This is a genomic window from Deinococcus aquatilis DSM 23025, assembly GCF_000378445.1.
Lineage (GTDB): Bacteria > Deinococcota > Deinococci > Deinococcales > Deinococcaceae > Deinococcus > Deinococcus aquatilis.
The window spans coordinates 54,210-66,823 of record NZ_KB899714.1; the positions used below are offsets into that span (position 1 = coordinate 54,210).

Here is a 12,614-nt window from a genome sequence, read left to right on the forward strand (position 1 = left end):
CCGAATATTAAGATTCGCCCCTGAAGACGAATGGGCAACCCGGATCAGACCGAAGCGCCCCGTTTACCGTACTGCCCAGTAGAAATCCTCCTGCACATGCAGCCATGAGCGTTTGCTTAGGTTTGGCAGGGTCGGCCAGTTAAATACAGAAGGGGCGCAAAAGCGGCAGGATAGAAGGTATGAGTGCCCCCACTGACCACCCCCATCCAGCTCAGCGTGAACCCGGCCATCAACCTCGCCGAATCCTGATCACCGGAGCCGCCGGAGAGGTCGGCACGGCCCTGAGAAGCCAGTTGCGCGGCTTCCTGACTGATCCCGCAACGGTACTGCGCCTGACGGACGCCCGCGATCTCGGCCCCGCGCAGGCCGGAGAGGAGGTCAGGCAGGCCGACCTGACCGACCCGGAGGCCATTCGGAAAGTGATGGACGGTGTGGACGCGGTAATCCATCTGGGGGGCATCCCCAACGAAGACCGCTATGAACACATCCGGGACGTAAACATAGACGGCACCTACCATGTACTGGAAGCGGCGCGGCAGGCAGGCGTGCGGCGCGTGGCGTTTGCCAGCAGCATTCACACGGTGGGTCTGTATCCACGCACACCGATTGGTCCCGACGTGCCGGTGCGCCCGGACACCCACTACGGCATCAGCAAGGTGTACGGCGAGGCGCTGGGGCGCATGTATGCCGAGAAACACGGCGTGGAGTTCGTGTCGGTGCGCATCTGTTCGTTTCAGCAGGAACCGCAGGACGCCCGGCACCTGTCCACCTGGCTCTCTCCGAGGGACGCCGCCCAACTGTTTGCCCGCGCCGTTTCTGCGCCTTCCAGCGCTCTGCCAGACGGCTTCCGCATCGTGGCAGGCATCAGCGCCAATACCCGCCGCTGGATGACCGACGAGGGCTGGGCAGAGTTGGGCTACGCGCCGCAGGACGACGCCGAAGCCTATGCGGGGGCGGTGGGCCACATCCACGGCGATCCCGCAGACATCACGGAGCAGCGGCAGGGCGGGATTTTTGTTGCGCCGGAATACCTGGGATTGGCGGCTCAGAGAGGAGAGAAATGAAACCTGTACAACCTCAGCGCATCTCGGGCGGCAGCCCCTGGGAAGACGTGGTGGGCTACTCGCGGGCAGTGCGGGTGGGACAGATCATCCATGTGGCCGGAACCACAGCGACCCTGCACGGAGAAGTGCAGTGCGTCGGTGACGCGGCAGGCCAGACCCGTGTAATCCTGAATATCATTCAGGCCGCGCTGGAACGCCTGGGCGGACGCATGGAAGATGTGGTCAGAACCCGGATCTACGTGACCGACATCAGGCAGTGGGAAGCCATCGGACGCGCTCACGGCGAGGTCTTTGCCCAGATTCGTCCCGCCGCCAGCATGGTTCAGGTGGCCGCCCTGATCGACCCCGAACATCTGGTGGAAATCGAGGCAGAAGCGATCCTGCCGCTGCCCAGCATGGATTCCTCTCCGTGACACTTCAGAAAAATCGGCTGCTGGGAAGTGCCCCGCCTCTCGTGACCCGCCTCGGTCTCGGCCTGGCGGCGCTGGGGCGGCCCGGCTATATCAACGTGGGGCACGGGGCCGATCTGGGCGCAGAAAAGTCGGTGGAGGCGATGCGGGCCAACGCCCACGCCGTCCTCGACGAAGCCTGGGCCGCAGGCATCCGCTATTTTGACGTGGCCCGCAGTTACGGACTGGCCGAGGAATTTCTAGGGAACTGGCTGGCAGAGCACGGACACGCCGCCACCGTGGGCAGCAAATGGGGCTACACCTACACCGCCGATTGGCACACCGAGGCCGAGCAGCATGAGGTCAAAGACCATACGCTGACCACATTGCAGCGGCAATGGCCCGAAACGCTGGCGGCCCTGCGGCGCACTCCAGACCTCTACCTGATTCACTCCGCGACCCTGGAAACGGGCGTGCTGGACGACCTCCGGGTGCTGGCACGGCTGGCCGAACTGGGCGCGTCCGGCGTGCGCGTGGGCCTGAGCCTGAGTGGGCCTGCCCAGGCGACCACCCTGCGGCGGGCGCTGGAGGTGCGCGTGGACGGCGTGAATCCCCTGAGTGTGGTGCAGGCCACCTGGAACCCGCTGGAGCCGTCGGCAGGCGCGGCACTGGCCGAGGCCCACGCGGCAGGCTGGGGCGTGGTGGTCAAGGAAGCGGTCGCCAATGGCCGCCTGACCACCCGCGCCGCCCTTCCTCTACTCATCACCGACCTGTGTGCCCGCCTGCACACCACCCCCGACGCGCTGGCATTGGCCGCCGCCCTCGCGCAACCGTGGGCCGATACCGTGCTCAGCGGCGCAACCACACCGCAGCAACTTCGCAGCAACCTCAGTGCCCTGAATCTACAACTGGGACCAGAGGAGCTGGACGCCTTGCAGGAAGTGCAGCAGGCTCCAGCGGCGTATTGGAAGGAGCGGGCAGGGATGGCCTGGAATTAGGGGAGTTGAAACTCAAGCACCAGGGCGGCGAATGATTCGCCTCAGTTGATATGTGGCGCGGTATTCACTGGGTTGAGCCTGACTGAGAACGACCCCTCTGCCAACAGTCAGGCTCGGCTCTACCGTCCACCCGCTAAACATGGCTTTTCTCAGTTCGCGCCACCCCTGCTGATCAGTCTTTTTTGGAACCCGCCACCGCGTCCCTATTGATTTCATGACTCTGCCACACTCCGGGCAATGTGGGGCCTCAGAACGGCTGATCGTTTGGTGCTCGAAGCAGACGTAATTTTGACGGTAGTTGGATTTGAAAGCTTGCACCTTGGACATACACCACAGTAGAAAACTTCCTGCTTCTCTGGCATCTGCCATGTTGCCCACTCCTGCGCAACAGTGCTCAGATTCGCCCGCCTCTCCCCTATTCTCTTGCCCCTTCCGCCAATGCCTGTAGCGCTGGCCGCAGCTTCGGCAGTTCTTGGCGGGCGGTGTGCCACAGCAATTCGGTATCTATTCCAAAATAGTCATGTGAAACGAGATTCCGAAGATCGCGCAGCAGCGCCCACGGCACTTCTGGATGCGTGTCCTGTATTCGCTGGGGAATGAATTTGGTGGTTTCGCCCAGACGGGCGAGGTTGTGCAGCACAGCGTCCTGAGCCTGTTCATCGGCCAGAAAGGTGGTCAGCGTGTGTGGGGCCGTAAAACGCCCGATGCGGTCCAGGGCGTTCAGCAGATCGAAGACCCGCCAACGCCACCGCTTCACGCCCACGCGGGGCGGGGTGGGCAGGCCAGCGTTCATCACATCCACGCAGTCGGCCAGGATTTCGCGCCTCAGCGCAGGCTTCAGGCCGCCTTCGGTCAGCACGTCCACGCGACGCTCCAGCAGGACTTCAAACAGATTCTTGACGCGCATCAGCCGCAGCAGGCCCGCAGGCGGCTCACTGGCCGCAAAATCCACCAGCAGATCCACATCCGAATCACTCCGCGCCTGTTCCCGCGCCACGCTGCCGAACACCCGCACCCGCACCACGCCGAGCGCCCGCCACTGGTCGGCATTTTCTTGCAGGATGCGGGCCACGTCGTAGAGGCGCAGGTCGGGGAACAGGGAAGCGGGGCGGGTCACAGGTGGAGTGTAGAGGCGCTGTACGCCGGAAGTGGTGAATGGGTTGTGGTGAGTAGGCAAAGAATAGATGGGCAGGAGCGGTCATGTTTCGGTTTAGGAGCAGAACCCAACGAGTTGAGTTCATTGTCCCGCCCTTCCCACATCCCAGACCCTACGGCCCACACCGGCTCTCAGCGCCCTACAATTTCCCCCAATGATCCTTGCCATCGGAAACGACCTGATCGAAGTGGAACGCATCCGGGGCGTGCTGGCGCGGGAGGGAGCGCGGGCCGAGCGGCTGTTTCATCCTTCCGAGCTGGCGTACTGCGCGGGACTGGCCGACCCGGTGCCCAGTTTTGCGGCGCGGTTTGCGGCCAAGGAAGCCTTTCAGAAAGTCTGGCCCCGCCCGCACGGGTGGCGCGACGTGTGGGTCGAGCGCGAGCGCACGCCAGACGGCCCCTTTCCGTTTGCGCCGCCGATCCTGGGCTTCGCGCCGCACATCGCCGCCGAGATGCAGGAACGCGGCTGGGTGGCTCACCTGAGCCTGACGCATACGCGGGAACACGCGGCGGCTGTGGTCATTCTGGAACAGCGGTGACGCGTCCGGTTCGCCTGATCGCCACCGATCTGGACGGCACGTTGCTTCGGTCAGACCAGACGGTCAGCCCCCGGACGCGGGCGGCCCTGAATGCGGCGCGGGCAGCGGGGATTCACGTCGTGCCCGTGACAGCCCGTCAACCGCGTGGGGTGCGGCGGATTGCAAAAATGGCCGGATTTGACGGCTGGGCACTGTGTGGCAACGGCGCATACGGCATTCATCTGGGTACGGGTGAGACCCTGTTTGCGGCCCATGTCGAGATAGAGGCCCAGACCCGGCTGGCACATCTGCTGTCGGAACACCTGCCAGACGTACGCTTTGCCAGTGTGCGCGACGGCGGCGAACGGTTCGTGGCGCAGCACGGGTACGCGGCGCTGGCGACCTTCGAGGATCACAAGCGCGATCCTGCCGAGATGGGAAGCCATGAGCTGGAAGCCGTGCTGGACGCTGCCAGTCTCAAGCTGATCGTGCGCCATGCCAGTCTCACGCCGCGCCAACTTCTGGCCGAGGTACAGGCGCTCAAGTTGTCAGGCTTCGCCGTCACTCATTCTGGCGCACCTTTTCTGGAGGTCTTGGCCGAGGGCGTCAGCAAAGCGTGGGGGCTGGAGCAGCTCTGCCGCCGTCTGGGGATCGAAGCGGCGGAAGTCCTGGCCTTTGGCGACGCCCCCAACGACGCCGAACTGTTGACGTGGGCGGGCCGGGGCGTGGCAGTCGCCAATGCCGAACCTGAAGCCCTGGCCGCTGCCTCGGAGGTTACGCTCAGCAATGATGAGGACGGCGTGGCGGTGGTCATAGAACGGCTGCTGGGCCTGCACTGATACAGCTTCCGATTAGATAGAGCCGCCGATTGAAAGCCCACTGTTTCTACTTTTCAATCTGATCTTCAAGGCTCTGCGGCGCAGCACTACGGGTGCGAAGTACAGCAGGTGGCAGACCATCAGGCTTGCGGGCATAAACGATTGATGACCCCAAATCGTCACTCCGCTGACAGGCCCGCTGCCCGCTGGCGCTTACGCTGGGCCATGAATCCCATTCGCCCGCTGGCTGTTGGAGCATTCCTGCTGGGTTTGACGGTCGCCGCGCCCGCCCACGCCCAAAAAACGCCGCCTGCTGCCGCTGCTACCCCCAGCGCTGCCGAGGCCACCGCCGAAAAAGTGGCCCTGACACGCGGGCGCACCCTGATGAAAGAATTCTACGCGGTCAAACTGGACAACCTCTGGAACGCCTTTTCTGCCGATGTGCGTGGGCAGTGGGGCACACTGGCGGGCTTCCGGCAATTCCGCGAAACGGGCGTGCGCGAGTACGGCGCGGAACAGGAACTGGTGCGCGAACGAACCCTGACGCGGGCGGGCGTGACCTACTACATCCGCAGCGCCGCGTTCCAGAAAGCCCCCAAGCTGGTATGGGCCTTGACCATCGGTTTCGACAGGGCCGGAAAAATCAGCGCCTTCGGCATTGCGCTGGAGCAAGACCGCACAGAGGATCAGGTGGCGCGGTCTGCCTTACAGCAGCGGCAATAAGACGGATTCCATATCACGCTGTCCGGCGGGGCTGGACATCCGCCACAGGGCCTTTTGCCCGTGCTTACCACCACACACGCCCCGTTTGACCATCCAAAGTGGTGAATCTGCCCCCAAATGCCGCCCCTTGACACCTTGGGCAGAGGCGGCGCGGGCGTACAATTCCGGGTGTGAAAGCCTTACCGGGTGAATTTGAAGCTGCTGAAGCGGGCGCGTTTGACGTGCTTGATCTGGGCGTGGTGCCTTACCGGGAAGCGTGGGACCTGCAAAAAGCGCACCATGCGCGGGTGGCGGCGGGCGGGCGTCCGGCTCTGCTGCTGCTGGAGCATCCGCCTGTGCTGACGCTGGGCCGCAAGGCGCGGGAGGGCAGCAACATCGTGGTGACGCGGGAATATCTGGCCGCGCAGGGCATAGAAGTGCTGGAAGTGGAGCGCGGCGGCGACGTGACCTACCACGGCCCCGGCCAACTGGTGGCGTATGCAATTTTCCCGGTGGGGCGGCGGGTCGCGGATTTTTTGCGCCTGCTGGAAGCCTCCACGCTGCACGCTCTGAACACTCTGGGCCTCCCCGATGCCCGCCCCAATCCCGGCTACGCGGGCGTGTACGTCAGTCCGCGAGACGTGAACGGCCTGACCTACGAGCAAAAAATCTGTTCGTTTGGGGTGGCGGTGCAAAAGAATGTGGCGCTGCACGGGCTGGGCCTGAACGTGACCACCAACCTGCAACACTTTGACCTGATCGTGCCGTGTGGACTGAGCGGCACCCACATGACCAGCGTGCAGCGTGAATACGACCTGCGCGGCATGGAACGCACGGCCAGCGTTGCCGAGGCCAAAGCCGCCCTGATCGCCGCCTTCCACACCACCTTTGCCCACTACGACTGGACGCTGCCCGACGTGGCAAGTTCCTTAACCCCATCTACCCCATCCTTACAGGGAGCCACCGCATGACCCAAGAACCTGCCACGCCCGCGACCCCCGAACCCAAATTCATCAAAAACGGCATCTACCGCAAAGACAGCGTGCCGGTGCGCGACAAGAAACCCGACTGGCTGAAGGTGACGATACCCACCGGGCAGGTGTTCGGGGAAGTGCGGAAAATTGTGAAAGAACACCGCCTGCACACGGTTTGCGAGGAAGCGATGTGCCCCAACATCGGTGAATGCTGGAGCCGGGGCACGGCCACCTTCATGCTGATGGGCCATATCTGCACCCGCGCCTGCCGCTTCTGCGCCGTGGATACGGGCAACCCGATGGGCAAGCTGGATCTGGACGAACCCGCCGGAGTGGCCGACAGCGTGCGCCTGATGGGTCTGAAATACGTGGTGCTGACCAGCGTTGACCGCGACGACCTGCCCGACGGCGGCGCGTATCACTTTGCCAAGACCGTGCAGGCCATCAAGCGCGTGAACCCGGAAACCCGCGTGGAAGCCCTCACGCCCGACTTTGGCGGCAACACCCACTGCGTGGACCTGGTGCTGGAAAGCGGCGTGGACACCTACGCCCAGAACATCGAAACGGTACGCCGCCTGACCCACCCCGTGCGCGATATTCGGGCCAGCTACGATCAGACGCTGGCGGTGTTGGCCCACGCCAAGCAGGCCCGCCCCGACGTGATCACCAAAACCAGCATCATGCTGGGGCTGGGCGAAACCCGCGAGGAGATCAGCGAGGCCATGCGCGATTGCCGCGCCGCCGGGGTGGACGTGCTGACTTTCGGACAATATCTGCGCCCCACCATGCACCATCTGCCCGTGGTGCGCTACGTGTCGCCCGCCGAATTCGACGACATCCGCGAGGAAGGCATGAAACTGGGCTTTCTGGAAATCGTGTCGGGGCCACTGGTTCGCAGCAGCTACAAGGCCGAGCAGATCGTGATGGACAGACCCGGAAATCTGCCCGACCATCTGGCCCACCTGGAAGGCGGAGAGCAACTGAGCCTGATCTGATGCCGAATGCCGACGATTCGTAAGAATCATTCGAGCAGACTTGCAAAGCTGCGAAGCAAAGCGAGTGACAAAAAGTACGGGAGGAATGGCTTGCTCAGGTGAGTCCATTCACGACGAGGGCTAACGGCGTTTGCTGAACATCTGGCGCTCTCCCGGATGTGCGGGAATCAGAGCAAGTCCGAATGAAGGAACAAAAATACAGAATGCCGGAGCGTGCACAAGCTCCGGCATTCTGCTGTTGCATGGCGAGAAAATGAGTTGCCCCGCAACCAGAAACCCACCGTTGGCAACTCCATCTCGCTTCAGTCCATACGCAACACAGGCTGCGTAAGGCCACAATTTCTACAAACTTTTCAGCCGCACAGCAGGCCATAGGAAAAACAATAAAAAACTCCGCGCTCGGCAGGGTTTCTCTTGGTGCGGATGCCCAGACTTGAACTGGGGACCTCACGCTTATCAGGCGTGCGCTCTAACCAACTGAGCTAAAACCTCGTCCCAGACAGCATAAACCAGTTTCCCACCGGGCGCAAGAGGGCACTGGAGCACACGACCACTGCCAGAGTGCCTTTGCTCCAAACTGCGTGCTGGTCAGCCTCTCTCCGACTTTCGAGCGGTCTCGGGAGACGACGACCACTTCTCGTGTGCTCCAGCACTCCAGCCCACAAGACGGGATTCACAGCTCTGGCACGCCAACTCTGCCTCGTCTCGGCAGTCGAGTGGGGGCCTGCTCGACAACGATCTAGCGCGCGCAGCGGCTAAGGCAACGGGGTTAACGGGCACTGCGCTTTTGATCTATCTGCTGGTTTCCGAGGTCACGCGTGTCATCCCGGCGCGTAACCTGATCCCACTGCCATGACCAACCCCCCTCTGCCCAGCTTCCTATATGGCGAAGACAGTTTCGATGTGGACAAGCGCATCAAACCGCTCTTGCGCCGCATCGTTAAGGGCCAGCGCCCCCTAGACGTGTTCCTGCCCATTGCTTCTCCGGAAAGTGGCCGCTCTAGCGTACCAGTGGTGATGACTCCGCGCGGCTTCACACCCGGCTTCCACATGGCTTCGGTATTGCCTGAGCTGTTCAACCTGTTGGTTTCTAAGGCGATGGACATTCTGGATGACGACGCGTTTGACGCCTTCGTAGTCCATCAAACTAACATCTATGCCGAGATCCTCAGTCAGCCCTGGGGCGTGCTGTGCGCATTGATGCGCGATGCTCAGATGTGGTTGTTCGATGACTCACCCTTGAAGGACAAGCTGGACAACCAGCGTTTGCTGCTCATGTTACAGGCCGCCGAACGGGAGTCCAGCTGGCTGCAGTCGCTGGATGGACGTTACGAGTATGGCTGCGAGAAGCTGGGACATCTGTGGCAAGCAGACACGGTTATCTCCTGGTTAGCAGCGCGCAACGGTCTACCCTTACCAACCTCACAAGCCGCCTGGGAGGACACAGTGCGGCGACTGATCCTGCAGTCGTCTTGATGCTCGGCTCTTAGCTGTCGCCGCACATCCACCAGCTGCTTCCCAAAGTTGAACGGAACAGCCTTCCAGCGAAGTCATGTTTCAACATAACCGCTGACGTTCTCTGGTACACGAGGTCGAACCCTTGACATGGTGCGCAAACGGCCGTCTACGCAACGATCTGAGGGTCGTGTGCCAGACGCCTCTTCCCTGTTGCGCAAACGTGTTGCACACTGATGATCAATGACAACACCTTTCCGCAAGGCCATAGCATGCTGATCGGCTACGCCCGAGTCAGCCGCGAACGAGACCAGGACACCACCGTCCAAGTGCAAGCGCTCACGCAAGCGGGTGCCGAGCGCATTTACGAAGAGCAGGCCACAGGCAGCCGCTGGGAACGCCCTGAACTGCATCGGATGCTGGACCAACTGCGGCCTGGTGACGTGGTGGTGGTCTGGAAACTTGACCGTCTGAGCCGCAGTCTCAAAGACTTGCTGCACCTGATGGACCGACTCAGCACACTTGAAGTTGGCTTCCGCAGTCTGACCGAAGCGATCGATACCACCACACCTGCGGGCCGAATGATGCTTCAGATGATCGGGGCATTCGCCGAGTTCGAGCGCGAGATGATCCGCGAGCGTACTCGCGCTGGACTTGAGGCAGCCCGTGCCGAAGGGCGCGTCGGTGGCCGCCGTCCAAAGCTCACTGCTCGCCAGCGAGAAGAACTAATCCGGAGCGTGCAGGAAGAGCGGTACTCGATGGCCGAAGCCGCTCGGCTGTTTGGGGTGCATCCCTCAACCGTGACGCGACTGATGGCGCAGACACGCTGAGTCGTCTCATACAAGGTGTCCATCCAGATCAGCCAGGATGCACTGATTCTTGCCTCGCCGCTTAGCCTGATACATCGCGAAGTCGGCCGATCGCAAGACCGCTTGGACGTCGAGGTCGGCGCCAGTCACCATCCGGATGCCCACACTACAGGTGATGGTGGCTTCTCCCTCGGGGAGCCGGAAAGGTGGTTCACAAGCCTGTACCAACTGCTGGCCCAAGGCGACAGCTTGGAGTGGATCTGAGACCCCCCGCCACAGCACCGTGAACTCGTCTCCGGCCAGACGCGCGATCACATCTCGGGGGCCCACCACCTGTGTCAACCGCCGGGTGACTTGGCGCAGCAGGGTGTCCCCCGCCGCATGTCCGAAGGTATCGTTGACCGCCTTGAAGCCGTCGAGATCCATGAATCCGACCGCAACACTTGGACCGCCCGCCCTCAGGCGATCCAGCGCCTCTTGAAGTTTCATTTCGAAGAGTACCCGGTTGGGCAGCCCTGTGAGTGGGTCATGCTCCAGAGCCTGCTGCATCGCTTGCTGACGCCGCACCCGTTCCGTGACGTCTGCAAGCGATGCCACTACCCCTCTAGGCCAAGCTGGGCTGGCATTCACTCGCAGCCACCGCTCCTCTCCATTGGGGAGGGGGACACTCAGGATCACGTTGAGTTGGGGTTGTCCGGTCTGCAGGGCCATCTGGAGCGGCAGGCGGTCGACCGGGAGCGGCTGCCCATCTGGACCGGAAGCCTTCAGGCCGAAGGAGAAGAAGTCTTGCTGACTCATCCTGTCACTAGGGTGGCCGAGGAGCTGCGCGGCCCGGCGGTTGAAGCGTTGCAGCTGCATGTGGTGGTCGAACAACACCACGCCCTCGTGTAACCCGTCGAGCATGCTCTGCAACTGGATCTGGGTCTGTTGTCGCTGGAGGGTCATGGCGAGCAGGGCGGCCACATCCCGCACCGCCGAACTTACAGCGTGCTGCTCGGTCGGAAAGCACACGCACAGCGCGCCATGAACGGCGCCGCTGATGTCCACCAAAGATGTGCCGTATAGGAGCGGCAGGTGAGGGGCCACCAGCACAACCCCAGGTTCCAGCTCTGCCACGTGTTGGGCAAAGGAGAGCAGTTTTGGGGTCATCACCGGGAAGTGGGAGGCCAGCACTGCTCGATCGCTGGGCAGCGGACGCCACAGCACCACAGCGCCGCGGAGCCCCCGGGCCAGCCAGGGGAGCAAGGCCGCCAGCTCCTGCTCGGCCCAGTCCTGCACCGAGCCGTTCGGAGAGAGCATAGCGACCTCAGTGTACGACTGAGAGCCGCTCCTGTTGAGCTGGCAGAAGCCTTTAGAGAAGGGGGGCGTCGACATGCCTTATGCCAACATCGCACCGCTCACCCCTGTTAGACAGTGCCCATTGGGCAACCGAACTTGCAGGACGTGCTCAGGACGGAAGTGGACGATCTGGCCCGCGGGTAGCTCCGGGAAACTGGAGGTGGCCCAAAGCACTTGGGCGCGGTGCGTGGAGTCTTGCAGGCACTCGACCACCTGCACCCAGACGAGTTCCTCGCGGGTGTCATGCTCTCCAGTGACCAGCAAGAGGGCGTGGGCACTGGAGCCAAGTTCGTAGCTGGCGGGCGGGGCGACGTGGGCGAACGTGTAGGTCGGGTCTGGGACGAGCATGTGGATCTCCTTTGGGACGCGGTCTGCGCCCTCATGGCTGTGCTCTCGCCTGCCAACACGAACGAAGGGGCAGCGCTTGCAGCCAGGGGTGATCCCTGCGCCCTGACCCCGGGGGAGTGGGGGGGAGTCCTAACAACCTTGTGAGCAGCCGTTGCGGGGCAACGCCTCTTTACTGGCGGGCGGGGGAGTAGGGGGGCGTGCCCGAACTGCGGCCCTCCAAACACCTGCCGCGCCGCCTCAAAAAAACTGGGCCGAGAACGCGATGTATGGACTAGACACCGGCTGCATACCGCGCTATGTTAAAGAAATCAAAGGCGACCTCCACGGGTCGCCTTTCTTCTTGCTACCTACCTAAACGTCAAGACTTCACTCCTGCGGCGCGACGACCAGCCGCTGCACGTCGCTACCGAGGCGCACGAAGTGCTTGGCGTTCAGGGTGACCAGCCCCACCGCTCCCGCCCGCAACGCCGCCTGCGCGATCAGGGTGTCGTAGATCGCCCCACCCTGCAGACCCAGGTCACGGCAGCGGGTCATGGCGTCGAAGTAGTCGGCGGGCAGGAGCGGCAACACCGTCCACGTCTGCGTGAGGCTGTCCAGCACGGCGCGGACTTGCGTGGGTGGATAGCGCAGCTGCGGGTGGGCGGTCATTACCGCGAAGCACTCTGCGAGGCTGTGGACGCACAGGGCGGGACGCTCAGCCGCCTGCACCTGTTCGTCGGCCCAAGTGAAACGGGGATGGGCGCGCGTGAGTGCAGCGACGAGGGCGCTGGTGTCGAACACCATCACCACGAACCGAGTACCTCAGTCAGGCGGGCGTCGCGCATCTCCTCAACGGGGTCACCCACGATGGGGACGGAGGCGTCCAAGATCAGGCGGCCTGCGTGCTCTACGGTCTGCACCGGGCGCGAGGCGGGGCGCAGGTGCAGTACGCCGCCTTCGAGTTCCACCTCCAGTTGCTCGCCTGCTTTGAGCGCCAGGGCGTCACGCAGGGCTTTCGGGATCAACACCCGACCAAAGCGATCGATCTCCAAGTGCGCGGTCATGTTTGGCA

15 protein-coding genes are annotated in these 12,614 nt (G+C 63.0%); 10 read left to right on the forward strand and 5 right to left on the reverse strand.

The features are described 5' to 3' along the window. Positions 1-179 precede the first annotated feature (179 nt). Genes F561_RS0112410 through F561_RS0112420 form a run of 3 tightly spaced genes read left to right on the forward strand, consistent with a single transcriptional unit; the run spans position 180 to position 2,451 of the window. Positions 180-1,064, forward strand: a complete 885-nt coding sequence (locus F561_RS0112410; RefSeq protein ID WP_019010294.1) for an NAD-dependent epimerase/dehydratase family protein — start codon at positions 180-182, stop codon at positions 1,062-1,064. Next, on the forward strand, positions 1,061-1,477 hold the full coding sequence (locus F561_RS0112415) for a RidA family protein (RefSeq protein WP_019010295.1): 417 nt from the start codon (positions 1,061-1,063) through the stop codon (positions 1,475-1,477). The genes F561_RS0112410 and F561_RS0112415 overlap by 4 nt, the downstream gene beginning before the upstream one ends. Next, positions 1,474-2,451: an aldo/keto reductase gene (locus F561_RS0112420; protein WP_019010296.1), complete on the forward strand. Its 978-nt coding sequence runs from the start codon at positions 1,474-1,476 to the stop codon at positions 2,449-2,451. Before F561_RS0112415 ends, F561_RS0112420 begins: the two co-directional genes overlap by 4 nt. A gap of 415 nt (positions 2,452-2,866) precedes the next feature. Here the strand turns inward: F561_RS0112420 and F561_RS0112425 are convergent, their stop codons facing one another. Further along, positions 2,867-3,568, reverse strand: coding sequence for a HepT-like ribonuclease domain-containing protein (locus F561_RS0112425; RefSeq protein WP_019010297.1), 702 nt, complete (start codon positions 3,566-3,568; stop codon positions 2,867-2,869). Between the two features lie 193 nt (positions 3,569-3,761). On the opposite strand from F561_RS0112425, the gene F561_RS0112430 reads away from it, so the two are divergent. From F561_RS0112430 to F561_RS0112465, 7 genes are all read left to right on the forward strand, one after another. Next, positions 3,762-4,145, forward strand: a complete 384-nt coding sequence (locus F561_RS0112430; RefSeq protein ID WP_019010298.1) for a 4'-phosphopantetheinyl transferase superfamily protein — start codon at positions 3,762-3,764, stop codon at positions 4,143-4,145. Next, positions 4,142-4,963: an HAD family hydrolase gene (locus tag F561_RS0112435; RefSeq protein ID WP_019010299.1), complete on the forward strand. Its 822-nt coding sequence runs from the start codon at positions 4,142-4,144 to the stop codon at positions 4,961-4,963. The genes F561_RS0112430 and F561_RS0112435 overlap by 4 nt, the downstream gene beginning before the upstream one ends. A gap of 204 nt (positions 4,964-5,167) precedes the next feature. After that, the gene (locus F561_RS0112440; protein ID WP_019010300.1) at positions 5,168-5,665 is read left to right on the forward strand and encodes a hypothetical protein; all 498 of its coding nucleotides are present in this window, start codon (positions 5,168-5,170) and stop codon (positions 5,663-5,665) included. Between the two features lie 170 nt (positions 5,666-5,835). Further along, positions 5,836-6,615, forward strand: a complete 780-nt coding sequence (gene lipB / locus F561_RS0112445) for a lipoyl(octanoyl) transferase LipB (RefSeq protein ID WP_019010301.1) — start codon at positions 5,836-5,838, stop codon at positions 6,613-6,615. Continuing rightward, positions 6,612-7,613 carry a lipoyl synthase gene (gene lipA / locus F561_RS0112450; protein ID WP_019010302.1) on the forward strand — a complete coding sequence of 334 codons (1,002 nt, stop codon included), beginning with the start codon at positions 6,612-6,614 and terminating at the stop codon, positions 7,611-7,613. Before lipB ends, lipA begins: the two co-directional genes overlap by 4 nt. 852 nt (positions 7,614-8,465) lie before the next feature. After that, positions 8,466-9,089, forward strand: a complete 624-nt coding sequence (locus F561_RS0112460; protein ID WP_019010303.1) for a hypothetical protein — start codon at positions 8,466-8,468, stop codon at positions 9,087-9,089. 215 nt (positions 9,090-9,304) lie between these two features. Beyond that, a complete protein-coding gene (locus F561_RS0112465) occupies positions 9,305-9,898 on the forward strand; it encodes a recombinase family protein (RefSeq protein WP_019010304.1) in 594 nt (197 codons plus the stop codon). A 6-nt stretch (positions 9,899-9,904) separates the two neighbouring features. Here the strand turns inward: F561_RS0112465 and F561_RS0112470 are convergent, their stop codons facing one another. The 4 genes from F561_RS0112470 to F561_RS25420 form a co-directional block, all read right to left on the reverse strand. Then, entirely contained in the window at positions 9,905-11,176 is a 1,272-nt protein-coding gene (locus F561_RS0112470; RefSeq protein ID WP_169389515.1) for a diguanylate cyclase domain-containing protein, read from the reverse strand. 78 nt (positions 11,177-11,254) lie between these two features. Next, positions 11,255-11,563, reverse strand: coding sequence for a hypothetical protein (locus F561_RS0112475; RefSeq protein ID WP_019010305.1), 309 nt, complete (start codon positions 11,561-11,563; stop codon positions 11,255-11,257). A 366-nt stretch (positions 11,564-11,929) separates the two neighbouring features. Continuing rightward, positions 11,930-12,346, reverse strand: coding sequence for a type II toxin-antitoxin system VapC family toxin (locus F561_RS0112480; protein WP_157451830.1), 417 nt, complete (start codon positions 12,344-12,346; stop codon positions 11,930-11,932). After that, positions 12,346-12,606: an AbrB/MazE/SpoVT family DNA-binding domain-containing protein gene (locus F561_RS25420; protein WP_019010307.1), complete on the reverse strand. Its 261-nt coding sequence runs from the start codon at positions 12,604-12,606 to the stop codon at positions 12,346-12,348. The genes F561_RS0112480 and F561_RS25420 overlap by 1 nt, the downstream gene beginning before the upstream one ends. Positions 12,607-12,614: the final 8 nt, after the last annotated feature.

Excerpts from the sequence above, each read along its gene's own strand:
- F561_RS0112410 (WP_019010294.1), top strand. The coding sequence starts at position 180 with ATGAGTGCCCCCACTGACCACCCCCATCCAGCTCAGCGTGAACCCGGC.
- F561_RS0112415 (WP_019010295.1), top strand. The coding sequence starts at position 1,061 with ATGAAACCTGTACAACCTCAGCGCATCTCGGGCGGCAGCCCCTGGGAA.
- F561_RS0112430 (WP_019010298.1), top strand. The coding sequence starts at position 3,762 with ATGATCCTTGCCATCGGAAACGACCTGATCGAAGTGGAACGCATCCGG.
- F561_RS0112440 (WP_019010300.1), top strand. The coding sequence starts at position 5,168 with ATGAATCCCATTCGCCCGCTGGCTGTTGGAGCATTCCTGCTGGGTTTG.
- lipA (WP_019010302.1), top strand. The coding sequence starts at position 6,612 with ATGACCCAAGAACCTGCCACGCCCGCGACCCCCGAACCCAAATTCATC.
- F561_RS0112460 (WP_019010303.1), top strand. The coding sequence starts at position 8,466 with ATGACCAACCCCCCTCTGCCCAGCTTCCTATATGGCGAAGACAGTTTC.
- F561_RS0112465 (WP_019010304.1), top strand. The coding sequence starts at position 9,305 with ATGATCAATGACAACACCTTTCCGCAAGGCCATAGCATGCTGATCGGC.
- F561_RS0112470 (WP_169389515.1), bottom strand. The coding sequence starts at position 11,176 with ATGCTCTCTCCGAACGGCTCGGTGCAGGACTGGGCCGAGCAGGAGCTG.
- F561_RS0112475 (WP_019010305.1), bottom strand. The coding sequence starts at position 11,563 with ATGCTCGTCCCAGACCCGACCTACACGTTCGCCCACGTCGCCCCGCCC.
- F561_RS0112480 (WP_157451830.1), bottom strand. The coding sequence starts at position 12,346 with ATGGTGTTCGACACCAGCGCCCTCGTCGCTGCACTCACGCGCGCCCAT.
- F561_RS25420 (WP_019010307.1), bottom strand. The coding sequence starts at position 12,606 with ATGACCGCGCACTTGGAGATCGATCGCTTTGGTCGGGTGTTGATCCCG.